This is a genomic window from Streptomyces sp. LUP47B, assembly GCF_001746295.1.
Classification (GTDB): Bacteria; Actinomycetota; Actinomycetes; order Streptomycetales; family Streptomycetaceae; genus Streptomyces.
The window spans coordinates 288,831-315,245 of the sequence record NZ_MJAH01000008.1 but is presented as its reverse complement, the minus strand read 5'-3'; the positions used below and the strand labels follow the sequence as shown (position 1 = coordinate 315,245).

Sequence of the window (26,415 nt, the reverse complement as noted above, 5' to 3'; positions counted from 1 at the left end):
ACCGTCCCGAGGAGGACTTCCTCACCGCCCGTCTCGCTCACCGTGACCCCGGCCGCGCCCGAGGCCGGCAAGGCCGTGACCCTGACGGCCACGCTCACCAACTCCACCAGGATCGCGCTGCGCGGCACCGTGCTCTATCTCGCCGTGGACGACTCCGCCGAACAGGACGGCCTGGGCGACCTCGCACCCGGACGGTCGGTCACCCGCACCTGGCGGACCCGGCTCCCCGACGACGCCGAGGGCCGGATCGTGTTCACCGCGCACGCCCTCTTCGACGTGCACCGCCACGGCTCCGACTGCACCCGTGCCACCACCCCCGTCCTGCTGCCGTACCGCTCGCTGGCCAAGGCGTTCGACAACGCGGGGATCTCCTCCGCCGACGCCCTCACCGTCGCGAACATCGACGGTTCGAACTCCAGTCTGTCCGCCGAGGCGCTGGCGTCGGTGGGGCTGACTCCGGGGGCCACGGTCACCTACGACGGAGTGCCCTTCACCTGGCCGGACACCCGGGCCGGGAGTGCAGACAACGTCATCTCCTTCGGCCAGACCGTGCTGCTGTCCGGCTCCGGCTCGCGGCTCACCTTCCTCGGCACCAGCACCTGGGGCGTCGGCAAGGGTGACGGCAAGGTCGTCTACGCCGACGGCACCGAGCAGTCGTTCTCGGTCGCCGTTCCCGACTGGTACGGCGCGAACCCGTCCGCCGCGGTGGTGCTGCCCTACCGCCACATCAGCACCGGCCGGGACGACAGCCCCGTCAGCCTGTTCGCCTTCGGTGTCGATCTGACCGCCGGGAAGGAACTGCGGTCCGTGGTCCTGCCCAAGGTCAGCGACGGCATCCAGGCGGGCGCCCCCGCCCTGCACCTCTTCGCCATGACGATCACGACGATCAACTGAGCTCTGCCGGAAGGACGTTCATGCACGACAACCGAGGCGACCTCGACCTCCCAGGCGTCACCCGCAGACGGATCCTCACGGGCGCGGTGGTGCTGGGCGGCGCCGCGTTGCTGCCTCTCCCGCAGGGCGCGTACGCGGCCGACGGCGCCCTCTTCGACACCACGCCCGCCGCGGCCGCGCTGAAGCGTCTGCTTCCCGACCACTACCGACAGTTCACCCTGCGGGCCGTCGCCGACGACACCGACCGCTTCCGGGTCACCGGCCGGGCCGGGCAGATCACGGTGGAGGGCACCAGCCCCGCCGTGCTGCTCACAGGCCTCCACACCTACCTGCGGCGGACCGCGCACGCCTCCGTCTCCTGGACCGGCGAGCAGCTGAACCTGCCCCGCACCCTCCCCGCACCCGCCGCGGAGATCACGGGAACGGCCAACGTGCCGCACCGCTTCGCCTTCAACGACACCAACGAGGGTTACACCGGCGCCTACCGCGACTGGGACGCCTGGCAGTACGAGCTGGACGTCCTGGCCGTGCATGGAGTCAACCGCGTCCTCGTCTACATGGGCGGCGACGCCGTCTACTACGACACGTTCCGCCGGTTCGGCTACACCGACGCCGAGATGCGCGCGTGGATCCCGGCCCCGGCCCGTCAGCCCTGGTGGCTGCTGCAGAACATGTCAGGCTTCGGCGGGCCCATCTCCCGGCAGCTCCTCGAGAAGCGTGCCGCGCTCGCCGAGAAGATCATCGACCGGGTGCGCGACCTGGGCATGACGCCGGTGCTGCCGGGCTACTACGGCAGCGTCCCGGACGACTTCCCCGCCAGGCACGGCGGGGACGCGGCGGTGGTGGCGCAGGGCACCTGGGGGGCCTTCAAGCGCCCCGACTGGCTCGACCCGCGCACCACGGCCTTCGAGGACGTGGCCGCCACGTTCTACCGTGCCCAGAAGGAGCGGTTCGGCGCGAGCACGATGTACAAGATGGACCTGCTGCACGAGGGCGGCAACGCCGGTGACGTGCCGGTGGGCGAGGCCGCGGGGGCCGTCGAGGCAGCCCTGCAGAAGGCCCACCCGGGGGCCGTCTGGGCGATCCTCGGCTGGCAGAACAACCCGGCCAAGGCACTGCTCGACGGCGTCGACAAGAGCCGGATGCTGATCGTGGACGGCCTGTCCGACCGCTACACCACCGTCACGGACCGGGAGAGCGACTGGGGCGGCACCCCGTACGCCTTCGGCAGCATCTGGAACTTCGGCGGCCACACCCCGATCGGCGCCAACGCCCCGGACTGGGTGGAGCAGTACCCCAAGTGGCGTGACAAGAAGGGCAGTTCGCTCGCCGGTATCGCGGCGATGCCCGAGGGGGCCGACAACAACGCGCCCGCCCTCGCCCTCCTCACCGACCTGGCCTGGACGCCCGGCACCGTGGACCTGGACGACTGGTTCGCCGCGTACGCCCTCTCCCGCTACGGCGGCCCCGACCGGCATGCGGCGGCGGCCTGGCAGACGATCCGCGACACCGCGTACAACATGTCCCGCGCGGACTCCTGGAGCGAGGCCCCGGACGGACTGTTCGGCGCCCGGCCGAGCCTGACCGCGAACAAGGCCGCCGCCTGGGGGCCGGAGAAGGACCGTTACGACACCACGGCCTTCGATGTCGCACTCACCGAACTGCTCGCCGTACGGGCGGAGTTGAGGGACAGCTCGGCCTACCGGTACGACGTCGTCGACGTGGCCCGGCAGGTCCTGTCCAACCGCAGCCGGGTCCTGCTGCCGCAGATCAAGGCCGCACACGACGCCGGGGACAAGGCCCTGTTCGGGAAGCTGACCAGGACCTGGCTGGGCTGGATGGACCTCCTCGACGACCTGCTGGCGACCTCCGGCCCACATCTGCTCGGACGGTGGCTCGCCGACGCGCGCGCCTGGGGCGCCGACCGGGCCGAGAAGGACCGCCTCGAGTACGACGTCCGCTCCCTCGTCACCACCTGGGGCGGACGCCAAAGCAGCGAGGAGGGCCTGCACGACTACGCGAACCGGGAGTGGTCCGGACTGGTCGGCGGCCTGTACCGCACCCGCTGGTCGACGTACTTCAACGCTCTCGCCACGGGGAAGGACCCGGCGACGATCGACTGGTTCGCCCTGGAGGACCGCTGGGCGCACGCGCACGAGACGCACCCGACCGATCCCCACGGCTCTTCGTACGCCCTGGCCCGCCGCGTGCGCGACCTGCTCGCCGCCACTCCCTACCAGGCGGCCCTCACGGCGGGTGTCGACCGGGGAGCGGTCGCGGAGGGCACGCCCGCGACGGTGACGGTCACCTTCACCAACAGGAACGGGTTCACGGCGACTCGCGGCGTGACCCTCTCGGTCACCGCCCCCGAGGGCATGACGGTGAAGCCGCTCGATCCGGTGAGCAAGGCGTCGGTGGCGTCCGGCGAGACGTTCGCCGCTCGCTTCGAGGTCTTGCTGGCGGGTGCGCCTACGGAGCTGGTCGGCCAGGTCGTCGCGGCGGCGGCGTACGCCGGGGGCGGGAAGGCGGTGGCGCCGGTACGGCTGATGGCCGCGGCCGGGGTCGGCGACCCGTACCGCACGGCCTCCTACAACGACGCGGTGTTCGGCCAGGCCGGCGACGCGATCGCCATCGAGGGCGCGGGGGCCGACCTGTGGGGCGGCACCAACGAGTTCGGGGCGGTGTACCGGGCGGGCGGTTACCAGGACGGAACGGTGGCCCAGGTCACGGTCACCTCCCAGGACGCGTCCGGGGGTTGGGCACGGGCGGGCCTCATCGTCCGCAACGACCTGGGCACTCAGGGGAGCGCGGGCTATGTGAACCTGGCGATCACCCCGTCCAACGGCTGCGCGCTGAGCTGGGACGCGGACGGTGACGGGCGTTTCGACTCGATCGAACTGTCGGGCTCCTTCACCGCGCCGGTGCGGCTGCGGCTGACCCGGTCCGGCGCCTCGTACACCGGTGAGGCGAGCACGGACGGCGTCACCTGGACGACGGTGGGCACGGCCACGCCGGGAGGCGCGGCGGCCGTACAGGACGTCGGGGTCTTCATGACCGCGGCGAACGGCTGGACCGACGGACGGGGCATCGCCACGTTCGACGGATTCACGGTGACCTGATCCCGGTGGCCGGGCCCTCTCCGCCGCGCGGTGGAGGGGGCCTGCCGGGTGCCTACGGCAGTCGCCAGTCCACCGGCTGGGCACCCTGCCGCAGCAGCAGATCGTTGGCCCGGCTGAACGGACGCGAGCCGAAGAAACCACGGTCCGCCGACATCGGCGAGGGATGAGCGGACTCGATCGCCGGAAGATCCCCCAGGAGCGGCCGCAGATTACGCGCGTCCCGCCCCCACAGGATGGAGACCAGCGGCTTTCCTCGCGCGGCCAGCGCCCGGATCGCCTGCTCGGTGACCTCCTCCCAGCCCTTGCCCCGGTGCGCCGCGGGCTTGCGCGGGGCCGTCGTCAACGCCCTGTTGAGCAGCAGCACACCCTGCTCGGCCCACGGCGTCAGATCCCCGTTCGACGGCCGGGGCAGCCCCAGATCCGAGTGCATCTCCCGGAAGATGTTCTCCAGGCTGCCCGGCAGGGAACGCACCTCGGGCGAGACCGCGAAACTCAACCCGATCGCCATCCCCGGCGTCGGGTAGGGATCCTGACCGACGATCAGGACGCGGACCTCGTCGAAGGGCTGCTGGAAGGCGCGCAGGACATTCGCCCCGGCCGGCAGATAGGTCCGGCCCGCCGCTATCTCGGCCCGGAGGAAGTCCCCCATGGCGGCGATGCGTTCGGCCGCGGGCTCGAGGGCCTTCGCCCAGCCTGCTTCGACAAGTTCGTACAAGGGTCGTGGTGCCACGGCGTGTCACTCTACTGGCAGGCGCCAGGGCCAAGCACACACTCGTACATGGATGCCGCATCACCGGGGAGGCGGGGAGCTTGTCACTTCACGGGACCCGTACGGGGGAAGGGTTCCTCGCCGTCGACTCCGGCGGCTCCGGCCTGCGGGTCGTCGTCGGCGTCCCCGGCCGGGGGAACACGGCCCCGTTGGAGTCCCGGGTGCCCGTGCGGACGGGTGCGCGCGGGATCGACCCGGGGCACCTGATGGAGCAACTGACACCCATGGTCCGGGCGTTGCTGCCCGAGGCGGGAGTCAGCGGACTGGACACCGCCGTCGTCGGGGCGGCCGGTCTCGCGACCCTGGGCGATGCGCTGCGGGCCGAACTTCCCGGCGCGCTGGCACAGGAGTTCGGGGTCCGGACCGTCGCGCTCGTCGCGGACGCGGTGACGGCCTACACCGGCGCGCTCGGTCCGCGCCCGGGTGCGGTGGTCGCGGCCGGAACCGGTCTCATCGCGATCGGCACCGACCTCGAGTCCTGGCGTCGGGCGGACGGTTGGGGTCATCTGCTGGGCGACTGCGGGGGCGGCGCGTGGATCGGGCGGGCCGGCCTGGAGGCCGCGCTGCGGGCCCACGACGGGCGGTCCGGCGGTTCGCCGGCGCTGCTGGCCCGGGCCGAGGAGGCGTTCGGACCGGTGCGGGAGCTGCCCGGCAAGCTGTACCCACGTACGGACCGGCCCGCCGTGCTCGCCTCCTTCGCGCCCCAAGTGGCGGCCTGCGCCGGGAGCGACCCGGTCGCCGAGAGGATCCTGCGCGAGGCGGCCCGGCACATGGCGGACTCGGCGGCCGCGGTCTGTCCGGCTCAGGGCGAGGCGCATGTCAGCCTCACCGGTGGCTTGTTCAGGATGGGTGCCGCCCTCGTCGTACCGCTGGAGGAGGAGCTGAAGCGGCGACTGCCGCACGCCCGGCAGGTCACGGCGGCGGGCGGCCCGTTGGAGGGATCCGTACAGATCGCCACAGAACTGGCGCGTGGTTCGCTCACCCTTCCGAGTGACGAGTCGATGTTGTACGTCGTGACCCCAAAGAGGGGCTGAAGCGGACGTAACTCATCAGACAAAACCGGACGGATACCGCTCACCTGCACCCTCCCCGAACAGGGGAGCCCCGGAAACCAGTAACATGCGTCGCCATGAGCTCCCCCACTGGGCCCGCGTCCGGCCTGCCAGTACGAATGCCGCGACCTCGCCAGCCCGGGCGGCACCGCCGACCCGAGCCCTTGGCGGCTCCCGAGGGCGCGCCCGCGCTCGTCCTCGCGGTTCCGGGCACGCCCGCGGCCGCCACGCGCAGCCTCGCCGAGGAGGTCGTGAGCATCGCCCGCTCCGAGCTCCCCGGCCTCGACGCGCGGATCGGGTACCTCGACGGGGACGACTCGCAGTTCCCCACGCTTCAGGCCGTCCTGACCCATGCCGCCGAGGAGCGCAGCGCCCGTTACGAGCAGGCCAAGGCCGCCGGGATGGACGTCAAGGAGCCCGACGGTCCCGTCGCCGTCGTGGTGCCCCTGCTCGCCGGTCCTGACGGCGCGCTGCTGCGCCGGATCCGCCAGGCGGTGATGGACAGCCGGATCGCGGCCGACCTCACCGATGTGCTGGGCCCGCACCCGCTGCTCGCCGAGGCGCTGCACGTGCGTCTGTCGGAGGCCGGGCTGGCCCGCGCCGACCGCGCCCGTCTGTTCGCCGTGACGACCGCCGCGGACGGCATCATCCTGGGCGCGGTGGGCGGCGAGGAGGCCGTGCAGGCGGCCGGGATCACCGGCATGCTGCTCGCCGCGCGTCTCGCCGTGCCGGTGATGGCGGCGGCGCTCGACCAGGACGGTTCGATCGCGTCCATCGCCGATCAGCTGCGGTCCTCCGGTTCGCAGCAGCTGGCGCTCGCGCCGTATCTGATAGGGCCGGAGATCGACCCCGCCGTGATCGAGGAGGCGGCCAAGGAGGCCGGCTGCTCCGCCGCCGAGCCGCTCGGCCCCTACCCGGCGATCGGCAAGCTCGTCCTCGCCAAGTACACGACCGCGCTGGGCATCGCCCCGCAGCAGGCGCAGGGCGCACCGGTGCGCTGAGCGCGCCCCCCTGCGACCGCGTCACCGAAAGGGCCCGCTCCAGCCGTCGGAGCGGGCCCTTCGGTGTGGCAGGCGGCGGATCAGCCGAAGACCACGCAGGACGCGGCCGGGACCTCGATCGAGCCCTCGTACCTGGGCAGGCCGGTCGCCGGGTCCACGGCGAACCAGGTCACCTCGCCGGAGCGCTCGTTCGCCACGTACAGGTATCCCCCGGACTCCGTGAGGGCCCTGGGCCAGCGGCCGCCGCAGCTGACCGTGCCGACCAGCCGCAGGTCGTCGCCCTCGACGGCGAACGTGGACAGGACGTCCTCGCCCCGAGTGGCGGTCCACACGAAACGGCCGTCGGAGGACGTGACGACGCCCGACGGGTAGGCGTCACCCTGTGGGGCCCCGGCCAGCACCGGGATCTCGCTGAGAGGCTTCAGGGAGCCCTCCTCGGCGTCCCAGCGGCAACTGACGAGGGTCGGGGTGAGCTCGTTGAGGACATAGGCACGGGTCCCGTCGGGATGGAAGGCCAGGTGACGCGGGCCCGAGCCGGGGCGCAGGGCGACCTCGCGGTGCACGTCGAGCGCGCCGTCCGTCAGGGTGCACACCCGCACGGAGTCCGTGCCGAGGTCGACGCTGACGATCCACCGCCCGCTCGGGTCGGGCTGCACCTGATGGGCGTGCGGGCCCTGCTGGCGGGGTGTGTGCGGGCCAGAGCCGGTGTGGCGCAGCACGCCGGAGGGGGCGCCCGCGAGGGAGCCGTCGGCGCGCAGGGGCACGGTGGTGACGCTGCCTGAGCCGTAGTTGGCGGTCAGGACGTGCCCGGCGTGCACGGCGAGGTGCGTGGGTCCGTTCCCGTCGATCGGTACCGGCGGGCCGGCCGGCCGGGGCCGGTCGCCGCTCACCCGGTACGCGGCCACCGCGCCCTCGGCCGTCTCGCTGACCGTGTACAGCACGTCCCCGCGGGCCGACAGGGCCAGATACGACGGATCGGGTACGCCGTTCAGGCCGCTCAGCACCTTCAGGGCACCCGTGTCCGGGGCCACCGCCGCCGTCACGATGCCGGGGCCTCCGGCCGCCGTGAACGACCCGATGTAGGCCCGTCGCCGCCCGCCGCTGTCTGCCACAGTCGTCCCCTCTCGGTCTGTGCCGTTCGGGGCGACGGTAGCAGTCGATCAGCACCGGTCTAGACCAGCTCCGGTCATCTTCACGAGGACGTCACGGACATGGCGGCGTGGGGTCAGGCTCCCACCAGCGGCGAGCCGGTCGGCGTGCGCAGGGGCGCGGCCAGTTCCGCGAGCGCCCTTTCCAGGCCGTGCAGGTGGGCCAGTGCGGGTTCCTCGGCGAGGGGGCGGTCCGTCACCGGGAAGTCCCTGCCGTCCGTGAGGGCCTCCACAGCGGCCTCCACCCGTCGGCACGCGGCGGTCAGGCGGGCGTCGTGCGAGGCCTCGGGGTCGGCCGCGACGGTGACCAGGCCCCGGATCTCCCGGGCGCAGTCGTCGAGGAGGGCGAGGACGCGACGGGCGCGGTGCTTGCGGGCCGGCACGGGGTTGAGGGGGTGGACCAGCGGGGCCACCGAGAGCCGGACCCTGCCGAGCAGCTGCTCCAGCTCGGTCACCCGGACGGCCGGGTCCGCGCCCGGCACTCCCGCGAGGCGGGCCGCGGCCTCGGCGGTGCAGGCGTGGACGCAGCGCAGGGCGCGCTGGATCCAGGCGTCGGTGACGGCGTGCGTGGTGATCGGCAGGACGAACAGCACCGCGAGGACGGCCCCGACCGCGCCCACGCCGGTCTCCGCGAACCGCAGGGCCAGCAGTGCGGGGTTCAGGACGCCGAGTAGGCCGTAGAGGAGCTCGGCCAGCAGCGTGACCCAGAGCATCATCCACGTGTACGAGACGGCGGCCGTGTAGAAGATGCCGAAGACGCAGACGGCGAGCAGGACGGCCGTGGGCGCCGGTGCCCCGTGCAGCGGTACGGCGACGAGCAGGCCGAGACCGATGCCGATCACCGTGCCGAGGACCCGGCGGAAGCCGCGGACCAGGGTCTCGCCGCGCGAGGTGGTGTTCACGAAGATCCACCAGGTGGCGCCGACGGCCCAGTACCAGCGCTGGCCGGAGACCAACTGGCCGACGAGGAGCGCGAAGCCCGCACCGGCCATGGCCTGGACCGCCTGGCGGGTGGTCGCACGGGCGAGGCCGGTCCCGGCGGGCGGGGCGGGCACGGGGGCCGGGGGGAGCCGGCGCTCGTAGCACCACAGGCCGAAGCGGACCGCGGCGGCGGTGAGCACGGACAGCAGGACGGCGGCGTAGAGCTCGGGCAGTCGGTCGGTGGTCGCGTGCAGGAACTGCGCCACGAAGAAGGTCATGAACGCGAAGACGCCGAGGCTGTGCCCGCGTGGGCCCCAGCGCCGGGCGTACACGCCCGCGCCGACCACGGCGAGGAGGACGAGGTCGCGGGCGACGGGGTGGTCGTGGAGCGCGGCCGCGGCGGCGAGGACGGGCAGGCCGACGGCGGGCAGCAGGGCGGTGGTGAGCGCCTGTCCGCGGACCGTGGCGTCCGTGACGGTGAACAGGGCGAGCAGCGCGGCGAGGCCGCCGGTGACGGCACCGGCGAGCGAGTGTCCCGCGAGGCCGCACACCACGACCGCGAGGCCGATGCCGAGCACCGCCCGCGCGGCGAAGCGCAGCCGGACCCGGCCCGGGTCCGCCGCCATGAACACCCTCTTCAGCACGTACCGCCCCCTGAAGCTCCTGGACGCCGGCTGGACACCGGCATGGAAAAGGCGCCGCGGGGTTCCGCAGCGCCATCGACGGGCTCATTGCAGCATCCTCGCCACTGTCGGCTCAAGTGAGGTCGAATATGCTGGGCCATCGGCACAGTGAAAGCGGTCCTGGAGCGTCCACCGGCGGGCCAACGGACCATGGACGAGGAGGCCGTACGCCATGGCCGTGGACGAGCTCGACACCCGCATCCTGCGGCTGCTGCTGGAGCAGCCGCGGACGAGCGTGCGGGAGTACGCGCGGATTCTCGGGGTCGCGCGGGGCACCTTGCAGGCGCGGCTCGACCGACTGGAGCGCGACGGCGTGATCACCGGTACGGGGCCCTCGCTGTCGCCCGCCGCGCTCGGTCATCCGGTGCTGGCGTTCGTGCACATCGAGGTGACCCAGGGGCGGCTGGACGCCGTGGGGGACGCGCTGGCGGCCGTGCCGGAGATCGTCGAGGCGTTCTCGATCGCGGGCGGCGGGGATCTGCTGACGCGGGTCGTGGCGCGGGACAACGCGCATCTGGAGGACGTCATCCAGAAGGTGATCAGCCTGCCGGGAGTGGTGCGGACGCGTACCGAGGTGGCGCTGCGGGAGCGGGTCGCGTACCGGCTGCTGCCGCTGGTGGAGTCGGTCGGGCGCGCTGCCCGGAGTTGATCTTTGACATCCTGGGGGCCATGAGCAGGCTCAGCGGCATATCGGTCGTCTTCGATCTCGACGGAACGCTCGTGGACAGCGAACCGAACTACTACGAAGCGGGTCGGCAGACCCTGGCCGAGCACGGCGTCCCGGACTTCACCTGGATCGACCACGAGCGGTACGTCGGGATCAGTACGCGGGAGACGGTCACGCGGTGGAAGTCGCGGTACGGGCTGCGGGCGTCCGTGCCGGAACTCCTCGCGGACAAGAACCGGCGCTATCTGGAGCTGGCCCGCACCGCCACGCGCGTGTACCCCGAGATGCGGAAGTTCGTGGAGCTGCTGGCCGGTGAGGGCGTGCCGATGGCGGTCGCCTCGGGCTCCTCTCCGGAGGCCATCGACGCCATCCTGGCCGGGACGGGCCTCGACGCGTATCTCCGTACGACCGTCTCGGCCGACGAGGTCGCCCACGGCAAGCCCGCGCCGGACGTCTTCCTGGAGGCTGCCCGTCGGCTGGGCACCGACCCGGCCGGCTGTGTGGTCCTGGAGGACGCCGCCCCGGGCGCCGCCGCCGCGCACGCCGCCGGGATGCGCTGCATCGCGATCCCGTACGTCGCGGCGCAGGCCGACGCGCCGGAGTTCACCCGCGCCGCTCTCCTCCTGCGGGGAGGCCAGGAGCAGTTCACGGCACGGGCGGCTCATGACTGGCTGGTGCGGAACCGGGGCTGACGGCACAGCGCCCGTCCCCGGCTCCGCCCAGCGACCCGTCCTACGGCCGCGCCCCGTGCGACGGCTTCGGTGCCGGCTGGATGTTCTGGTTCAGCCGGAAGACGTTGTCGGGGTCCCGGTCGGCCTTGATGCGGGCCAGGCGGCCGTAGTTGCCGCGGTAGCTGGCGCGGACGCGTTCCTGGCCCTCGTCCATCATCATGTTGACGTAGGCGCCGCCCGCCGAGTGCGGGTGCAGGGCGTCGAAGTAGTCGACGGTCCACCGCTTGACCAGCTCGGCGTTGGCAGGATCGGGGTCGACGCCGGCGAAGACGGAGGCCCAGTTGGCGTGGCGGTAGGCCCAGGGAGTCTCGTCCTGGCCCACGTCGTGGGCGGCGCCGTCGATCGGGTAGAGGTGCATGGTCGACTGGACGGTCGGCACCTCGGCGCCGAACTTGGCGTGCAGCTGGACCGCCTCGTCCGGGATGGTCTCGACGAAGTCGGCCCGCCAGTACCACTGGTGGCCGGGCGGGTAGAGCCCGTCGAACATGGTCTGCAGGTCGGGGTGCTGCATGACCATGGGGGCGTGCAGCAGCGGCGCGGGCAGGGCGTCGAGCAGCGGGGCCATCTCACGTGCCGCGGCCTCGGTGTCGTCGCCGGTGTAGCACCAGACCACGCCGGCCGTCTTGTGGAGCTGGATCTCCTCGGGGAACGGCGGGGCGGGCGGGACGGTGCCGTGCAGGAAGAAGCCGCTCAGCTCGCGGGGCGCGTTCAGGATGAACTCCCGGTACGCGGAGAGGACTTCGGCGCTGTCGTCGACGGACCAGAACGTCGGCCCGGCGATCACCGTACTGATCTCGTGCAGCCGGAAGACGAACGAGGTGACGACGCCGAAGTTGCCGCCGCCGCCCCGGATCGCCCAGAACAGGTCGCTGTTCTCGTCGGCGCTCGCCCGTACCCGGCGGCCGTCGGCGAGGACGACGTCGGCCTCCAGCAGGTTGTCGATGGTCAGCCCGCAGCTGCGGGTGAGGTGACCGAGCCCGCCGCCGGTGGCGAGGCCGCCGACACCGGTCGTGGAGATGATGCCGCTGGGCGTGGCCAGGCCGTGCGCGTTGGTGGCGCGGTCCACCTCGCCCCAGACGCAGCCGCCGCCGACCCGCACGGTGCGCGCCTCGGGGTCGACCTGGATGTCCTTCATGGGTGACAGGTCCGCGACCACTCCCCCGTCGACGGTGCCGAGTCCGGCACCGTGGTGTCCGCCGCCGCGCACGGCGAGGGGAAGGCCGTGGGCGCGGGCGAAGCCGATCGTGCGGGCCACCGCGTCCGCGTCGGCGCAGCGGGCGACGAGGGCGGGGCGTTTGTCGATCATCGCGTTGTAGACGGTACGGGCCTCCTGGTAGCCGGCGTCCTCGGGGCCGATCAGCTCCCCGGTGAATCCGGTCAGTTCACGACGTGCGGCCTGGACGGCTGTGCTGGACATGAGTCCCCCGTTTCCGAATCGGGTTGATTCGTCCGTTCTACTCGCGTCACACGGCAGCGGGTATCCGTGACCGTCACCCAGCTCGGCGCTCCGGGGTACCTAGGTCGGGGGCAGCAGTCCGAGCTCCGCGGCGCGCACGGCGGCCTGGCGGCGGCCCGATGCGTCGAGTTTGTCGAGCACCGCCCGCACGTGGTTGTCGATCGTGCGGACCGACACGACGAGCCGGGCGGCGATCTCCGCGTTGGTGAGCCCTTCCGCGAGCAGCCGTATGACCTGGAGCTGGCGGTCGGTGAGGCCCGCGGGGTTCTCACGGGTCGCGGCGAGGGGGCCGCGCGGGACGTGGCGCACGCCGAGCTCTCGCAGCTCGACGCGCAGCAGGTGGGCAGCCGGTTCGGCGCCCAGTGCGTCGAAGGCGGCCAGCGCCTCCAGCTTGGCGGCGGGGTCCGGGCTCTCGGCGAGCGCGGCGGCATGTTCGTAGGGGCAGCCCGCGGCCTCCCAGAGCGCGGCGGCCCGGCGCCACTGCCCGCGCGCCTGCAAGGCGTACGGATGGCCGGAGTCGTCCGGTGGGACGCGATGGCCCGCCTTGGTGAGCCAGTAGCCGAGTTCGGACCGGTGCGGGGCGCCGGGCAGGCGGCCGGCCTGGGCATGGACGGGCGCGGCCGCCTCGATCACCCCTTTCGCGTCCCCGCGCAGCCAGGCCGACTCCGCCCGCGCCACCGCCACTGGTCCGGTGCGCTGCAGTTCCTTCGTCCCTACGGCGATCTCCCAGGCCTCGCTGAGGAGTTCGTCGGCGCCGGGACGGCCGCGCCGGATGCGGACCCGGGCCAGGACGGTCAGGGCGGGACAACGGGCCGGGATGAAGTCGTGCATGCCGTACTCGGCCTGCTTCTCGGCGTCGTCCCAGTCGGCGGCGGCGAGCCTGCGCATGGCGAGTTCGACGTGAAGGTAGTTGAGGAACCCCAAGTGCTCTGCCCGGTCGGCGAGTTCCATCGCCGGGGGCAGGAATGTGTCGGCCTCGTCGTACTGGAGGTTGTCGAGCAGGGTCCAGATGATGTTGGCGTAGGAACGGCAGGCGTGCTCGACCTCGCCGGCGGCGAGCGCGACGTCGAGGCTCTCCTCCAACTCGTCCCGCCCGGCGGGGTCTCCGGAGCGCCAGCGGGCGGTGCCCACGTTGTTGAGGGCGTGCGCGAGGATCGCCGGGTCGTCCGCCTTGCGGGCCAGGGCGATGGCGCGCTCGCCGTGTTCGACGGCCTCGGCGTAACGCTCGGACAGCATGCGCAGTTGGGCGGTGTTGCTGACGGCGAGTGCCAGCAGGCGGTCGTCGCCCGCGTGTTCCAGCACCGTCACCGCCTCTCGGGCGGCCTCCTGGGCCCGGTCGGCGTTGCCGGCCCACCAGTGGATGCGGGAGAGCCAGCGCAGGTCGGCGCCGAGGGCGAGGGTGTCGCCGAGGGCGCGGCGCAGGGCGACGGCCTCGCGCTGGGCGGTCACGGCGGCGGCCGAGTCGGCGATGGTGTAGCACTCGACGGCGTAGCGTTCGAGCAGGTCGGCGAGTTCGGCGGGGGCGTAGCGGTGCCGGTCGCGCAGTACGAGCCGGAGCTGGGCGGCGGCCTCGCGGTGGGCACCCGTGGAGGAGGCGTCCTTCGCCGCGTCGGGTCCGTAGCGGGCGATGGCGTCCTGGTCGCCGGCCTGGGCCGCGTGGTGGACGATCCGGGCGGCGTCGGATCCGGGTCGGGCGACGAGAGCCGCGAGGACGGCCCGGTTGAGGCCGATGCGGCGGGCGGCGGGCAGGGAGTCGGCCACGGCCCGGCGGATCAGCTCGTGCCGGAATGCCACCCGCTCCGGGGTGACGGTGAGCAGACCGCGCTGCTCGGCGGCGGCCAGGACGGGGACCCCGTCGGTGAGCAGGCCGCGCTGGTCCGCCGCCGGGGCGGACACACCGGTCGCGAGCGGGCCGGGTTCCCGCGGCACCGCCAGGACGGACGTCCCGTCCGTGAGCAGCGCGTCGACCAGCGGGCGTTCCACGGCCGAGGGAACGACGGCCAACTGCTCCAGCGCGTCCACGGTGGCGCCGGGCAGACCTCGCAGCCGGGCGAGCACGGCGTCGACGACGGTCGGGGGCACCCTCCCGGTGCCACCGGCGGCGAGGATCTCGGCGACGAAGAAGGGGTTGCCGTTCGTGACGGCGTACACCTGGGCGGGGTCGACGCGGCCGGCGCTGAGGGTGCGTACGGCGTCCAGGGACAGGCGGGCCAGGGGCAGCCGGTGCACGCGGGGCGCCCGGGACACCTGGCCGAGCAGATGCCGTAGGGGGTGCTCACGGCTCAGTTCGTCGTCGCGGTAGGTCAGCACGAGCAGGGCGGGCAGGCGTTCCATCCGCCGGACCAGGAAGCGCAGGGCGTCCAGGGAGGCCTCGTCGGCCCAGTGGACGTCCTCGACGACGAGTACCGCTCCGCGTAGTTCTTCGAGCAGGGCCTCGTGGACGCGATGGCGGTCGCCGCCCTCCGTCACGGCGTCGGCGAGTTCGCCGCCGACGCTGCCGATCAGGTCGCGGAAGGGGCCGAGGGGCCTGCGGGTGGCGAGGTCGTCGCACTCGCCGACGAGGATCCGGGTGCCGTCCGGCAGATGGCCGGGGAGGGCCTTCACCAGGCTCGACTTGCCGATTCCGGCCTCTCCGAAGACGAGCGCCACGGATCCGGCCCCGTCCGCCGCCTCCCGGGCGGCCGAGGCCAGTCGCGCCAGCTCGGGCTCCCGCTCGAGGATCCCCCAGTCCACGCGCCCGATTCTGCCACCGGGAACGCCGGAACGCCCCTGCTCCACTGGCGGCCCGATCCCGGGGAGGGAAGGGGCGGGGGCGTATCGGCGTGCGGCTTCGTCTCGGGGCGTCCCATGTGGCTGCGGGGGGACGCGCTCATGGTGACCGGGATGTGGACGAGGAGGTCCGTTAGTGGGACGGGCCGGCCTGGCTCTTCACGGTCCGTGTCGTCTGTGACCGCTGCCCGGAGTTCGCCGCTCCTGACCCGTTGCCCCTCGCGGGCCTCGGTGATCCGGACTCCGATCGGCGGGTCGTACTTCACGGTGTCGCGGACCTGGAAGGCGGGGAACGTCGTCCGCATTACCGTGCCGTTCCGGCTGCGCGTCGAGAAGGCCCTGGACGATCCGACCCTGCAGACCCTGTTCCACGACCCGGTCAACCTCGTCGCCCGCAACTCGGCCACCAGCTACATGCCGTTCGGGCTGTACGCCAACGCGGCCCTGTCCGGCGATCTCCTGCCGACGCTGAGCCCGGTGAGCGGAAAACCCCTCGCTCGGAGCCCAAGGTCGTCTTCGGCGGGCTCGACTCAGGCGTGGCCAACCCCGTGCGGTCCGACGGCACTTCACTTTCGACGAGATCTGGGCCGGGCGCCCTTCGCCACGAAGAACGCGCTCGTCGCCCGGGTGCGGTCGACGGTGGACGCCTGGGTGGCGGCCGGGTCGCTCACCCGGGCGGACGGCCGGTCGGTGGTGAACACGGCACAGCAGGCGCCGAACTCCCCCAGGGCGCGGGCGCCTTACGCGGTGCCCGTCACCTTGGCGACGAAGGCGGCGAGGTTCGTCACCGTCCGCCGGATCTTCTCGTCCAGGGTGAGCGTCTCGTGCAGCCGCGCACCGGCGCCGGCGTCCTTCTTGCCCCGCACGTAAAGCGAGCAGGCGAGGTCGTCGCACATGTAGGCGCCGACCGAGTTGCCCTGCTGACCCGCCTTGCCCGCCCTCCGCGCGACCATCAGGGAGACCCCGCCGGAGTGGGTGGTCAGGCACAACGAGCACATGCTGCGCCGCGCCTGCCAGGAGCCGGCGGAGGAGCCGCGCAGCGCGAGGGCCGTCGGGCGGCCGTCCAGCACGGCGACCAGGTAGGCGCGGTCGGGGGCCTGCGGATCGCGCCAGCCGAGGTAGTCCAGGTCCTCCCACGGCCGCTCGGCCAGGTCACGCGGCACGGACAGCCGCTTCGCCTCGCCCTTGGAGCAGTTCACGAAGGCGGCACGGATCTCTTGTTCGGTCAGCGGTTCCATAGCTTCACGCTAGTTTGCCTAAAAGCTTTAGGCAAACGCATTATTGTTTCTGGCAAACGAGAGGACTGCTATGGCACGAGTAGGGCTGACCACCGAGCGACTGGTCCGGGCGGGCGCCGAGCTGGCCGACGAGGTGGGCTTCGAGCAGGTGACCGTCTCGGAGCTCGCCCGGCGGTTCGGCGTCAAGGTCGCGAGCCTGTACTCGCACGTGAAGAACTCCCAGGACCTCAAGACCCGGATCGCCCTGTTCGCCCTGGAGGAGCTCGCCGACCTCTCCGCGGACGCGGTGGCCGGACGGGCCGGCAAGGACGCCCTCACCGCTTACGCGAACGTCTACCGCGATTACGCCCACGCACACCCCGGCCGTGCCGCCGCCGCCCGGCTGAGGCTCGACCCCGAGACCGCGGCCGCCAGTGCGGGCGTACGGCACTCGCAGATGATGCGGGCCATCCTGCGCGGCTACGACCTGCCCGAACCCGACCGGACCCATGCCGTACGGCTGCTGGGCAGCACCTTCCACGGCTACGCGAGCCTGGAGGGGGCAGGAGGGTTCAGCCACAGCTCCCCCGACTCCGAGGAGTCCTGGACGCGGATCCTGGACGCCCTCGACGCGCTGCTGCGCAACTGGCCCACCACTCCTTCGACAGGCTGAGGACATGCACGACTGGATCACCACACCCGTCACCGCCGACCTGCTGCGCGGCGCCCTCGACGTGGAGCGCACCGAGCACGGGGTGCTGCCGCACCGGCTGCCCGCGCGGGCCCGCGCCCAGAACACCGACGAGCAGCTGGCGATGGCCGAGTCCCAGCCCGCCGGGGTACGGCTGGTCTTCCGCACCCGGGCCACCGCGCTGGAGCTGGACGCGCTGCCGACCAAGCGGACCTACGTGGGTGCGCCGCCCCGGCCCGACGGGGTGTACGACCTGGTCGTCGACGGGCGGCCGGCCGGGCAGGGCAGTGTGCTCGGCGGCAACGTCATCACCGTCGACATGGCCGAGGGGACGTCCGAGGTGCGGCCCGGGCCGCACGGCACCGTCCGTTTCGACGGGCTGTCCGGCGAGGTCAAGGACGTCGAGATCTGGCTGCCGCACAACGAGACCACCGAGCTGATCGCCCTGCGCACCGACGCCCCCGTCGAAAGCGCGCCGCCCGCTGATCGCCGGGTGTGGCTGCACCACGGCAGTTCCATCAGCCACGGCTCCGACGCGGCGAGCCCAAGGAACACCTGGCCCGCGGTCGCCGCGACGCTGGGCGGGGTGGAGCTGATCAATCTGGGCCTGGCCGGGAGCGCGCTGCTCGACCCGTTCACCGCGCGGGCCGTACGGGACACGCCCGCCGACCTGATCAGCATCAAGATCGGTATCAACATCGTCAACCACGACGTGATGCGACTGCGCGCCTTCGGTCCCGCGGTGCACGGCTTCCTCGACACGATCCGCGAGGGCCACCCGGACACGCCCCTGCTGGTGGTGTCGCCCATCCTGTGCCCGATCCACGAGGACACCCCGGGGCCCAGCTTCCCGGACGTCGGCGAGCTCGGCGAGGGCCGGCTGCGCTTCAGGACGCTGGGCGACCCGGCGGAACGCGCGAGCGGGAAGCTGACCCTCCAGGTGATCCGCGAGGAGCTGGCCCGGATCGTGAAGCAGAGGACCCCCGAGGACCCGAACCTGCACTACCTCGACGGGCGCGAACTGTACGGGGAGAGCGACTCGGCGGAACTGCCGCTGCCGGACGACCTGCATCCGGACGCGGCGACGCACCGGCGGATGGGGGAACGGTTCGCGGGGGTGACGTTCGGTGCCGACGGGGTCTTCGGCAGCGACTGAAGCAAGGGGCCGCTTGCCCCGGGGCGGGCCGCCCGGAAATCACCGCCGTCGGCGCCTCCTGCGGGGACCGGCCCAGAGCCGTGGGGCCGCGGGGCCGTGACGCCGCCACCGGCCCTGAGCTCCAGGCCCCGACGCCGGACCCTCGACGCCGCGCACCAGCCCCCAGGGACAGCTAGCCCCTGCGTTTGGGCTTCCCGCGTCGGGCGCCGGCACCCTTCGCGCCGCCCGAGCCGCCGCGGAAACCCTTGGCGGCGCCGGAGGATCCCCGCGCCGCGCCCTTCCCGGTGCCCGTCGCGGGCTTGCGGCCGCCGCCCTTGCCGCCGCCCTTCTCGGGCCGTTGCTTGCGCTCCGGCTCCGGCTGGGTGCGCCCCCGTGAGCTGTTGACCGTCCGCCCCCGGACGATGCCGATGAAGTCCTCCACCATGTCCGTCGTGGCGTCCTCCCGCCAGGACAGGGCGATGTCGGACTGCGGGGCGTCGGTGACCGGGCGGTAGGTGAGGTCACGGCGGTGGTGGAGACGGGCCAGGGACTGGGGGACGACGAGGACGCCGATGTTCGCCGCCACGAGCTCGATCGCGTCCGTCGTGGTGGCGGGGCGTTCGAAGGCCGGCTCCCCCGGCGGCCGGTCCCAGCCGATGACGTCGTCGAGGGGATGGATGACGACCTCGTCGGCCAGGTCCTCCAGGGTCACTTCCTCCGCCGCGGTCACCACGTGGTCCTTGGGGACCACGACGACCGACGTCTCGGTGTAGAGGGGGATCGCGCTGAACACCGTACGGTCGACCGGCAGCCGTACGAGACCGGCGTCCGCACCGCCGTCGCGCAACACGTCGGAGGCCTCCGCGGCGCTCACCTGGAGGAGCTCCAGGGGGACGTCCGGCAGCCGCTCGTGCCAGATCCGCACCCACTTGGCGGGCGTCACCCCGGGGACGTACGCGAGCCGGAAGGAGGGGGGTTCTGGCGAGTCTGTCACGCGGCAAGGTTACCCACTGTGGTCGGAGGTCTCGCGCGCGGCCGATAGTCTGGACTCCATGAAGTCGCACCAGAGCACCCAGACGATGAAGCCCGCGACCGCGGCGAAGAAGCTGGGTGTGTACCTCCCCGCCACGCCCTCGGAGTTCCAGGAGGGCGTGGTCTCGCGCGCCGAGCTGAACGAACTTCAGGCCAATCCTCCGCAGTGGCTCCAGGACCTGCGCCAGAACGGCCCGCACCCCCGCCCGGTCGTCGCGGCCAGGCTGGGCGTCTCCATCGCGGGCCTCGCACGCGGCGGGGTCACCGAGCCCCTCACCACGGAGCAGATCGAGGCGCTGCGGGAGGACGGTCCCGAGTGGCTCGAGAAGGAGCGCGCCGTCCAGGCGGAGGTCCGCAAGGAGGCGGCGCGCATCAAGGAGAAGAAGCAGGGCCAGGAGTCCTGACACCAGGGCCCGCGGAAGACCGTGGGCCCCGAAAACTCCGGTGCGCCGGATCGAACACCTCTGCGACCATTCCGGAATGGTCCACCGTCTGGAACGCCTGGTCATCCGGCACACCCTCCGTCTCCCCTCCTCCGCGGGTCCCGTCGGGGAGGGCGCCGTCGCGGCGCGGCAGTTCGACGCCGCGCTGATGTCCGTCGGCTTCAAGCTGTCGGCGGATGCGCTGAGGCGACTGTCGGGGCTGTCGGAGGCCACGGTCGTCGACACCGCCGTGATTACGCTCGCCACCGTCCGTGAGATGGCCGGCGACCATGTGCGCCACAACGTCTACTTCAAGGACTTCCCGGCCAACGTGCCGGACACCTTCGACTTCTGGATGCGCTGCGTGCGCGAGGCGCTGGAGGACGGCAAGGCCCGCTCCGGTGTCCTCGCCCAGCTGCGCAACGGCGTGGTCAACCTGCTCACGCTCCCGTCGTACGGCACCTACCGGCACACGTACGACGAGATGCTCGCCGCGCACGACGAGCTGACGGCCGCGGTGGGCGACCGGCTGACGGTCCTGCACCTGGGCGGCGCCCTGGACGACGAGGTCACCGCCCTGTACCTGGCGCTGGCCGGGAGCACCACGCCGCTCGGCGACGAGCACCTGGCCGACCTCAAGGTGCTCGCCGAGCACTGCGCCGACGGGCCCCAGCCGGACGGGATCCCGGTGCGGGAGAACCGTGCCGTCGTCAACGAGGCCCGGCTGAAGGCGGGTTCGGGGCTGCTGCTGGACACCGTCACCGATGTGCTGCGGCTGGCCTGCGCGTTGTCGGGCGGGGATGTGTCCCTCCAGGAGCCGACCCGGTTCCGCGCGCTGTCGCGGCCGGTCCGCCGGGCCCTGCTCGCGGGGCTCGACTCGGTCGTCGCGGCGGCCCCGGCCAAGCTGGCCGACGTCCTCGCGCACCGTGAGGCCTTCAAGCGGCTCGGTGAGCGGCTGCACCCGCACGAGTACCCGCAGTGGCCGCGTGCCGCCGAGGTGTTCGCGGTGGCCCGGGGCGAGAAGAAGGCGTACACCTTCGACGCGCGCGTCGAGGCACTGCTCGGTGCGGACGACGTCACCGGGGCGGTGGAGCTGCTCAGGTCCGCGCCCGGCAGGCTCTTCCGCGCGCTGGACCGGCTGCTGCGCACCGCGCGCACGCAGGAGGAGCGGGACGCCGTGGTGGCAGCCGTCGAGGAGAGTGCCCCGGAGGTCTCCGGGCGGGTCGTGCTGTCGGTGCGTGAGTACCTGCAGAACCGGGCCGCGGAGACGGGCCGGGAGCGGGTGTTCATCAACCGTCTCGGCCGCGCGCACGTCGCCGACGACGCGCGTGCGGCCGTACCGGAGGCGGACCGGGAGCGGCTGATCGCCGCGCTGGACGCGGAGATCGGCCGTCGACTCCCCTCCCCGGAGCGGCTGTTGGTCGGCCCCGACGTCCTCGACGTGGCGCTTCCGCTCAGCGGGCGGGCGACCTCGGCCGGCCTCGGCGTGCTGCCCCGCGGCTCCGTCTCGCCGGTCGACGGGGAGCTGTTGCGGTTCTTCGTGTACTGGAAGCAGACGAAGCAGGTCACCGACTACGACCTGTCGGCGCTGCTCCTGGACGCGCAGTACGACACGGTGTCGTGGCTGTCGTACACCAACCTCCGCGAGGTGGAGGGCGAGCACTCGGGTGACATCACCAACGCACCCGACGGCGCCTCGGAGTTCATCAACCTGCGGCTCGGGGCGGTGCGGGGCACGTACATCGTCCCGCAGGTCAACATCTACTCCGGGGAGGGGTTCGAGGAGGCCGAGGAGTCGTTCTTCGGGTTCATGCTGCGCGAGGGCGAGCAGAAGGGGCGGCCCTTCGAGGCGCGTACCGTGCGCATGAAGTCGGAGTTGCGCGGGCCGGGCCGGGTGGCGTTGCCGCTGGCGTTCCGGCGTGCGGAGAACGGGAGTTGGCACGCCAAGTGGCTGCACCTGTACCTGAAGGGGCATCCGGCGTACAACCGGGTCGAGGGCAACCGAGTGTCGGTGGCGACGCTGCTGCGCGCCGTCGTCGAGCGCGAGCAGCTCACGGTCGGGTATCTGACCGAGCTGATGGCGAACGGCGGTACGGACGTGGCGGCTTGGGACGCCGAGTCGGTGCCGGACGTGCCCGTGACGTACATCGGCCTGGAGCGGCCCGAGGGGCTGCACCCGGACTCGGTGGTCATCACCCCGGAAAACCTGCGCGACCTGATCCCCGAGTGACTGTTACGGTTCTCGTGGCGAGGCCATGGAAGGGCTTCCTTCTCAATTCGAAGAGCCCCCATGGGGCTTGGATTCCCAGCCCTTCCGCTTTCCTCGCCCTCGACGTCACGCACGAGGCCATGAAGGGGCTTCCTTCTCACCGGTCTCACAACCGGCTTTCTCCGAGCTCAGTCCCTTCGCTCTCCTCGTCGTCGTTGTCGCGAGCCCAGGCGGCCCCGGACCGGTGCACTCACCGTTCCAGGGCCGCCTTCGCCGTGCTGAGCGCCTGTTCCGCGTATCCCCGCCCGAACAGCACCGTGTGCACCAGCAGCGGGAACAGCTGGTGCAGGCCGACGCGATCGGGCCAGCCGTCGGCGAGCGGTGCCACCTGCTCGTAGCCGCGCAGCACGTCGTCCAGATGCGGGCAGCCGAAGAGATGGAGCATCGCGAGGTCGGTCTCGCGGTGGCCGCCGTGCGCGGCCGGGTCGATCAGCCAGGCATGTCCATCGGCTCCCCACAGCACGTTGCCGTTCCACAGGTCGCCGTGCAGCCGGGCGGGCGGCTCGGCGGGGCCCGCGAGGTCGGTCAGCCGCGTGCAGAGCCGCTCGATCACCGGCGCCTCCCCCGCGGCGATCGTGCCGTCGTCCACCGCGCTTCGCAGATACGGCAGCACCCGGTGCTCGGCGTACCACTCGGGCCACTCGGCGCCTTCGACGTTCCGCATCGGGGCCCGCCCGATGAACGCGTCCCGCGGGCCACCGGGCGGTGCCGAGCCGAAGGCGGGCGCCCCGGCGAGGTGCAGGCCGGCCAGCGCCCGGCCCAGGTCGAGCGCCGCCTCCCGGTTCGGCCGGCCCCGCGCGATCAGGTCGGTGACCAGCCAGTGGCCGTCCCGGCCGTACACGATCGGCACCCGGACCGTGCCGGACCCGGCCAGCCAGCCCAGCCCCGCCGCCTCCGCGCGGACCTCCTCAACGCTGTCGGCGCGTTTGACCATCACCGTCCGGCCGTCGTCGAGGTCCACCTCCGTCAGCGCGCCGGACAGCGGGCGCTTCTCCGTCGCCGTACGGCCGGTGAGCCGCTCCGCCGCCGCGGCCGGGCTGTCGCTGTCGTCGTCCACCTGCGTCTCCCCGATCACTCCTACCACTGCTTCCGCATGCTTTCCCATCAGCGTTCCCCAAGGGCTCATGCACAGCCTCTGTGAAGACTCCCAGCCATGTCTTGACATACGGATGAAACGATCCGTAGCTTGGCCGATCATTTAGATTCGTGAAGCGGGTTCACGGATATGAACGGAGAGTGTCCATGGGCGATCGCCGACGACGACGCCGCCTGGCCGCGGCGGCCACCGTCGCGGGATTGATGTTCGCGACGGCCGCCTGTGGCTCCGGCTCCGACAGCGCGGGCAGCAGCGATCCGAACACGCTGGAGGTGTGGACCCGGAGCAATCCGGACTCGGCCGCCACCTACGACCGGGTCTTCGCCGCCTTCACCAGGAAGACCGGCATCAAGATCGACTACCAGCCGGTCATCAACTTCGACCAGCAGCTCCAGAGCCGGGCGTCCACCAAGGACCTGCCGGACGTCATGATCAACGACACGGCGCTGATGGGCAGTTACCAGAGCCAGGGCCTGCTCAAGCCGATCGACCCCGCCTCGATCGCGGGCGGCGACGAGATCACCGACAAGTCCTGGTCCTCCACGGTCGGCATCGACGGGAAGCACTACGGCATCCCCTACTCCCGCCAAGCCCAGGCCCTGATGATCAGGGCGGACTGGCTGAAGAAGCTCGGGCTGAAGGCGCCGAAGACCTGGCAGGAGATGCTCTCCGTCGCCAAGGCCTTCGCCACCGAGGACCCGGACGGCGACGGCAAGGCCGACACCTACGGCCTCGTCGCACCGGCCAGCGCCCAGAACGGCTACGCCGCCTGGTGGGGCGCGAGCTTCCTGTGGCAGGGCGGCGCCCGGATCATCGCGCCGGACGGCAAGGGCACGTACACCCCGGCCATGGACTCGGCCGCCGCGATCAACGCCGTGACCTGGATGAAGGACAACCTCTTCTGCGGGAAGAAGGGTGTCGTCCAGCCCGGCGCGATCACCGCCGTCACAGCCACGGCCACCAACTTCCAGGACGGCAACGCCGGGATGTACATGACCGGCCCGTACAACATCACCACCTTCGACGCCACGCCCGGCAAGAACAAGTACGAGGTCGTCCCCGCCCCCGCGGGCCCGGCCGGCGGCGATGTGCTGGCCGACGGCGAGAACGTCTACCTCGGCGCCAAGACCGGCAAGGACAGGCAGGAGCTGGCGCTGGCCTCGTTCCTGGTCTCGTCCGAGGGCCAGAAGATCGCCATGACCAGCGTCGACGGCCACCAGCCCGTCGTCCGTATCCCCGTGAACTCCACGCTGGACGCGGCGAAGGTCAGGAACGACGCCCGCTGGAGTGTCGTACAGAAGGCCTACGAGGACTCCTCCGAGCAGTTCCCGAACGCGCCGGACTTCGCCCCGATCAAGCAGGACACCGCCGACGCGCTGAACGCGATCTTCACGTACTGCGGCGGTGACGTCCGCTCGCAGCTCAAGGAGCTCAACGACACGCTCGCCGGTGACCTCAAGGACCAGGACCTGCTGAAATGACCGCTACCGTTCCGGCCGCGCGAAGCGGCCTCACCAAAAAAGCCGTCACCAAGAAGGCCCTCGTCCCCTGGCTCTTCCTGGCCCCGGGGCTGCTGCTCGCCCTCGTCTTCAAGTTCTGGCCGATGGCCAAGGGCATCTGGCTCAGCTTCTTCGACGTCAGGCCCTTCCTCGGCGACAAGTGGATCGGTCTCGAGAACTACAGCCGGGTCCTGACCGACCACCGCTTCCAGGACGCCATCGGGCACACCCTGATCCTGGGCATGGGCCAGGCGGTCGGCGCGATCCTGCTCGGGTTCGCCCTCGCACTGCTCCTGGAGGGCCAGGCGCGCTCGCTGAAATTCCTCCGTACCGCGGTCTTCCTGCCCGCCGTCACGGCCACCGCGGTCGTCGGCGAGCTGTGGCGGCTGATGTACTACCCGACCTCCGACGGCCTGCTCAACAGCGGTCTGCACCTCTTCGGACTCGGACCGGTCCAGTACCTCGACAACCCGGACATCGCGCTGTACTCGACGATGGTGATGGGCATCTGGATCTGGGCGCCGTACAACATGGTGATCTTCCTCGCCGGCCTCGCGGGCGTGGACCGCTCGCTGTACGAGGCGGCGGCGATGGACGGCGTCTCGCTGTGGCAACGGCTGCGCTTCGTCACGCTTCCCGCGATCCGTCCGGCGCTCATGATCGTGCTCACGCTCGCCACGATCCGTGGACTGCGGGTCTTCACCGAGGTCTACGTCCTCACCGGCGGCGGCCCCGCCGGGTCCACCGATGTCTGGATGACCCGCGCCTACACCCTGGGCTTCACCCGCAACGACATCGGCGGCGCCTCGGCCGCCTCGGTCGTGCTGCTGTGCGTGACGCTGCTGCTCACCGTCCTGGTCAACAACCTCCGCAAGAGGGGAGAAGCGCGATGAGCGCCCCCGTCATCGACCCCGTCCGGCCGGCGGCACCTGACACCCCGGCCGGACGGACCACCAAGGCGCAGCGGACCACCCCGGCCCGCTTCGACACCGCCCTCGGCTGGAACGACCGGCCCGGTCTCGCCTGGGCCCTGCGCATCCTGCTCTGTCTGATCGCCCTCGCCGTCTTCGCCGCGCCGTTCCTGACGATCTTCTCGGGCGCCTTCACCACCAACCCCAGCGGATCCTCGCTGTCGTTCCTGCCGCACGACAGCACGCTGTCGAACTTCACGGTGGCGGGCGAGCGCGGCATCTGGGACTACCTCGGCAACTCGCTGGTCATCGCGGGCGGCGGGCTGCTGCTCCAGCTCGTGGTGTGCACGCTGGCCGCGTACGCGCTGGCCCGGCACCGGTTCCGTGGCCAGGCGCTGATCATGATGCTGTTCATGATGACGCTGATGCTGCCCGAGGAGGTCATCGCGATCCCGCTGTCCCTGGTCCTCGGTGACGTGCCGGTGGTCCACCTCGACCTGAAGGGCACGGTCTGGGGTGTCATCCTGCCGCTGGGCGCCTGGGGCTTCTCGGTGATGATGCTGACCGAGTTCATGCGGGACATCCCCGCCGAGATAGAGGAGGCGGCCCGCCTCGACGGCGTCGGCGAACTGCGGATGCTGTGGCAGATCATCCTGCCGCTGTGCAAGCCCGCGCTGGGCGTGGCCGGGGTGCTCGGCTTCATCATGATCTGGGACCAGTACCTGCTGCCCCTGATCGCCTCCAAGGACCCCACCGACTACACGGTCACCGTCGCCCTGTCCATCCTGCGCACCGACCCCGAGGTCGGCTCCGGGGTGGTCCTGGCGGGCGCGGTCATCGCCCTGATCCCCAGCCTCATCGTCTATCTGCTCCTCCAGCGCTCCCTGGTCACCGGCATCGCCGCCGGCGCCACGAAGGGCTGACCCCGACCCC

At 72.1% G+C, this 26,415-nt stretch carries 21 protein-coding genes and 1 pseudogene; 14 read left to right on the top strand and 8 right to left on the bottom strand.

Going from position 1 to position 26,415, the window contains the following annotated elements:
- Nucleotides 1–42: 42 nt before the first annotated feature.
- The gene (locus BFN33_RS25795) at nucleotides 43–894 is read left to right on the top strand and encodes a beta-glucosidase (RefSeq protein WP_256122872.1); all 852 of its coding nucleotides are present in this window, start codon (nucleotides 43–45) and stop codon (nucleotides 892–894) included.
- A gap of 20 nt (nucleotides 895–914) precedes the next feature.
- Complete coding sequence (locus BFN33_RS25790; RefSeq protein ID WP_069762530.1) at nucleotides 915–4,013, top strand: alpha-N-acetylglucosaminidase; 3,099 nt, start codon at nucleotides 915–917, stop codon at nucleotides 4,011–4,013.
- Between the two features lie 52 nt (nucleotides 4,014–4,065).
- Here BFN33_RS25790 and BFN33_RS25785 read toward each other — a convergent pair whose 3' ends face one another.
- Nucleotides 4,066–4,743 carry a uracil-DNA glycosylase gene (locus BFN33_RS25785; protein WP_069762529.1) on the bottom strand — a complete coding sequence of 226 codons (678 nt, stop codon included), beginning with the start codon at nucleotides 4,741–4,743 and terminating at the stop codon, nucleotides 4,066–4,068.
- Nucleotides 4,744–4,823: 80 nt separating this feature from the next.
- On the opposite strand from BFN33_RS25785, the gene BFN33_RS25780 reads away from it, so the two are divergent.
- Both BFN33_RS25780 and BFN33_RS25775 read left to right on the top strand, forming a co-directional pair.
- The gene (locus BFN33_RS25780) at nucleotides 4,824–5,816 is read left to right on the top strand and encodes an N-acetylglucosamine kinase (protein ID WP_069762528.1); all 993 of its coding nucleotides are present in this window, start codon (nucleotides 4,824–4,826) and stop codon (nucleotides 5,814–5,816) included.
- A gap of 95 nt (nucleotides 5,817–5,911) precedes the next feature.
- Complete coding sequence (locus tag BFN33_RS25775) at nucleotides 5,912–6,835, top strand: sirohydrochlorin chelatase (RefSeq protein ID WP_069762527.1); 924 nt, start codon at nucleotides 5,912–5,914, stop codon at nucleotides 6,833–6,835.
- Nucleotides 6,836–6,915: 80 nt separating this feature from the next.
- Here the strand turns inward: BFN33_RS25775 and BFN33_RS25770 are convergent, their stop codons facing one another.
- Together BFN33_RS25770 and BFN33_RS25765 are read right to left on the bottom strand one after the other, a co-directional pair.
- Nucleotides 6,916–7,947 carry a lactonase family protein gene (locus BFN33_RS25770; RefSeq protein ID WP_069762526.1) on the bottom strand — a complete coding sequence of 344 codons (1,032 nt, stop codon included), beginning with the start codon at nucleotides 7,945–7,947 and terminating at the stop codon, nucleotides 6,916–6,918.
- Between the two features lie 113 nt (nucleotides 7,948–8,060).
- Entirely contained in the window at nucleotides 8,061–9,548 is a 1,488-nt protein-coding gene (locus tag BFN33_RS25765; protein WP_069762525.1) for an FUSC family protein, read from the bottom strand.
- Nucleotides 9,549–9,759: 211 nt separating this feature from the next.
- Between BFN33_RS25765 and BFN33_RS25760 the strand changes: the two genes are divergently transcribed.
- On the top strand, nucleotides 9,760–10,236 hold the full coding sequence (locus tag BFN33_RS25760) for an Lrp/AsnC family transcriptional regulator (protein WP_069762524.1): 477 nt from the start codon (nucleotides 9,760–9,762) through the stop codon (nucleotides 10,234–10,236).
- 20 nt (nucleotides 10,237–10,256) lie between these two features.
- Nucleotides 10,257–10,946, top strand: coding sequence for an HAD family phosphatase (locus BFN33_RS25755; protein ID WP_069762523.1), 690 nt, complete (start codon nucleotides 10,257–10,259; stop codon nucleotides 10,944–10,946).
- A gap of 40 nt (nucleotides 10,947–10,986) precedes the next feature.
- On the opposite strand, the gene BFN33_RS25750 is transcribed toward BFN33_RS25755, so the two are convergent.
- Together BFN33_RS25750 and BFN33_RS25745 are read right to left on the bottom strand one after the other, a co-directional pair.
- Nucleotides 10,987–12,402 (bottom strand): FAD-binding oxidoreductase, encoded by a 1,416-nt coding sequence (locus tag BFN33_RS25750; RefSeq protein ID WP_069762522.1) that lies wholly within the window; start codon nucleotides 12,400–12,402, stop codon nucleotides 10,987–10,989.
- Nucleotides 12,403–12,501: 99 nt separating this feature from the next.
- Entirely contained in the window at nucleotides 12,502–15,174 is a 2,673-nt protein-coding gene (locus BFN33_RS25745) for an AAA family ATPase (RefSeq protein WP_069762521.1), read from the bottom strand.
- Between the two features lie 276 nt (nucleotides 15,175–15,450).
- Here BFN33_RS25745 and BFN33_RS54560 point away from each other — a divergent pair.
- Nucleotides 15,451–15,936: pseudogene (locus tag BFN33_RS54560) on the top strand (glycosylase); the annotation flags it as partial.
- A 14-nt stretch (nucleotides 15,937–15,950) separates the two neighbouring features.
- On the opposite strand, the gene BFN33_RS25740 reads toward BFN33_RS54560, so the two are convergent.
- The gene (locus BFN33_RS25740; protein ID WP_069762520.1) at nucleotides 15,951–16,448 is read right to left on the bottom strand and encodes an FBP domain-containing protein; all 498 of its coding nucleotides are present in this window, start codon (nucleotides 16,446–16,448) and stop codon (nucleotides 15,951–15,953) included.
- A gap of 70 nt (nucleotides 16,449–16,518) precedes the next feature.
- Between BFN33_RS25740 and BFN33_RS25735 the strand changes: the two genes are divergently transcribed.
- On the top strand, nucleotides 16,519–17,100 hold the full coding sequence (locus BFN33_RS25735) for a TetR/AcrR family transcriptional regulator (RefSeq protein WP_069762519.1): 582 nt from the start codon (nucleotides 16,519–16,521) through the stop codon (nucleotides 17,098–17,100).
- A gap of 4 nt (nucleotides 17,101–17,104) precedes the next feature.
- A complete protein-coding gene (locus BFN33_RS25730; RefSeq protein WP_069762518.1) occupies nucleotides 17,105–18,274 on the top strand; it encodes a GDSL-type esterase/lipase family protein in 1,170 nt (389 codons plus the stop codon).
- 172 nt (nucleotides 18,275–18,446) lie between these two features.
- On the opposite strand, the gene BFN33_RS25725 is transcribed toward BFN33_RS25730, so the two are convergent.
- Complete coding sequence (locus BFN33_RS25725; protein WP_069762517.1) at nucleotides 18,447–19,247, bottom strand: LysR substrate-binding domain-containing protein; 801 nt, start codon at nucleotides 19,245–19,247, stop codon at nucleotides 18,447–18,449.
- Nucleotides 19,248–19,305: 58 nt separating this feature from the next.
- Between BFN33_RS25725 and BFN33_RS25720 the strand changes: the two genes are divergently transcribed.
- Together BFN33_RS25720 and BFN33_RS25715 are read left to right on the top strand one after the other, a co-directional pair.
- Nucleotides 19,306–19,689 (top strand): DUF5997 family protein, encoded by a 384-nt coding sequence (locus BFN33_RS25720; RefSeq protein ID WP_069762516.1) that lies wholly within the window; start codon nucleotides 19,306–19,308, stop codon nucleotides 19,687–19,689.
- A 76-nt stretch (nucleotides 19,690–19,765) separates the two neighbouring features.
- Nucleotides 19,766–21,937, top strand: coding sequence for a TerD family protein (locus BFN33_RS25715; protein WP_069762621.1), 2,172 nt, complete (start codon nucleotides 19,766–19,768; stop codon nucleotides 21,935–21,937).
- Nucleotides 21,938–22,166: 229 nt separating this feature from the next.
- Here BFN33_RS25715 and BFN33_RS25710 read toward each other — a convergent pair whose 3' ends face one another.
- Nucleotides 22,167–23,081 carry a fructosamine kinase family protein gene (locus tag BFN33_RS25710; protein WP_069762515.1) on the bottom strand — a complete coding sequence of 305 codons (915 nt, stop codon included), beginning with the start codon at nucleotides 23,079–23,081 and terminating at the stop codon, nucleotides 22,167–22,169.
- A 137-nt stretch (nucleotides 23,082–23,218) separates the two neighbouring features.
- On the opposite strand from BFN33_RS25710, the gene BFN33_RS25705 reads away from it, so the two are divergent.
- The 3 genes from BFN33_RS25705 to BFN33_RS25695 are packed head-to-tail and all read left to right on the top strand — an operon-like array spanning nucleotide 23,219 to nucleotide 26,405.
- The gene (locus BFN33_RS25705) at nucleotides 23,219–24,553 is read left to right on the top strand and encodes a sugar ABC transporter substrate-binding protein (protein ID WP_069762514.1); all 1,335 of its coding nucleotides are present in this window, start codon (nucleotides 23,219–23,221) and stop codon (nucleotides 24,551–24,553) included.
- A complete protein-coding gene (locus BFN33_RS25700; RefSeq protein ID WP_069762513.1) occupies nucleotides 24,550–25,464 on the top strand; it encodes a carbohydrate ABC transporter permease in 915 nt (304 codons plus the stop codon). The genes BFN33_RS25705 and BFN33_RS25700 overlap by 4 nt, the downstream gene beginning before the upstream one ends.
- Complete coding sequence (locus BFN33_RS25695) at nucleotides 25,461–26,405, top strand: carbohydrate ABC transporter permease (protein ID WP_062051112.1); 945 nt, start codon at nucleotides 25,461–25,463, stop codon at nucleotides 26,403–26,405. The genes BFN33_RS25700 and BFN33_RS25695 overlap by 4 nt, the downstream gene beginning before the upstream one ends.
- Nucleotides 26,406–26,415: the final 10 nt, after the last annotated feature.

Coding starts and splice junctions, on each gene's coding strand:
- BFN33_RS25790 (WP_069762530.1), top strand. CDS start 915: ATGCACGACAACCGAGGCGACCTCGACCTCCCAGGCGTCACCCGCAGA.
- BFN33_RS25775 (WP_069762527.1), top strand. CDS start 5,912: ATGAGCTCCCCCACTGGGCCCGCGTCCGGCCTGCCAGTACGAATGCCG.
- BFN33_RS25760 (WP_069762524.1), top strand. CDS start 9,760: ATGGCCGTGGACGAGCTCGACACCCGCATCCTGCGGCTGCTGCTGGAG.
- BFN33_RS25755 (WP_069762523.1), top strand. CDS start 10,257: ATGAGCAGGCTCAGCGGCATATCGGTCGTCTTCGATCTCGACGGAACG.
- BFN33_RS25750 (WP_069762522.1), bottom strand. CDS start 12,402: ATGTCCAGCACAGCCGTCCAGGCCGCACGTCGTGAACTGACCGGATTC.
- BFN33_RS25740 (WP_069762520.1), bottom strand. CDS start 16,448: ATGGAACCGCTGACCGAACAAGAGATCCGTGCCGCCTTCGTGAACTGC.
- BFN33_RS25735 (WP_069762519.1), top strand. CDS start 16,519: ATGGCACGAGTAGGGCTGACCACCGAGCGACTGGTCCGGGCGGGCGCC.
- BFN33_RS25730 (WP_069762518.1), top strand. CDS start 17,105: ATGCACGACTGGATCACCACACCCGTCACCGCCGACCTGCTGCGCGGC.
- BFN33_RS25720 (WP_069762516.1), top strand. CDS start 19,306: ATGAAGTCGCACCAGAGCACCCAGACGATGAAGCCCGCGACCGCGGCG.
- BFN33_RS25715 (WP_069762621.1), top strand. CDS start 19,766: ATGGTCCACCGTCTGGAACGCCTGGTCATCCGGCACACCCTCCGTCTC.
- BFN33_RS25710 (WP_069762515.1), bottom strand. CDS start 23,081: ATGGGAAAGCATGCGGAAGCAGTGGTAGGAGTGATCGGGGAGACGCAG.
- BFN33_RS25705 (WP_069762514.1), top strand. CDS start 23,219: ATGGGCGATCGCCGACGACGACGCCGCCTGGCCGCGGCGGCCACCGTC.
- BFN33_RS25700 (WP_069762513.1), top strand. CDS start 24,550: ATGACCGCTACCGTTCCGGCCGCGCGAAGCGGCCTCACCAAAAAAGCC.
- BFN33_RS25695 (WP_062051112.1), top strand. CDS start 25,461: ATGAGCGCCCCCGTCATCGACCCCGTCCGGCCGGCGGCACCTGACACC.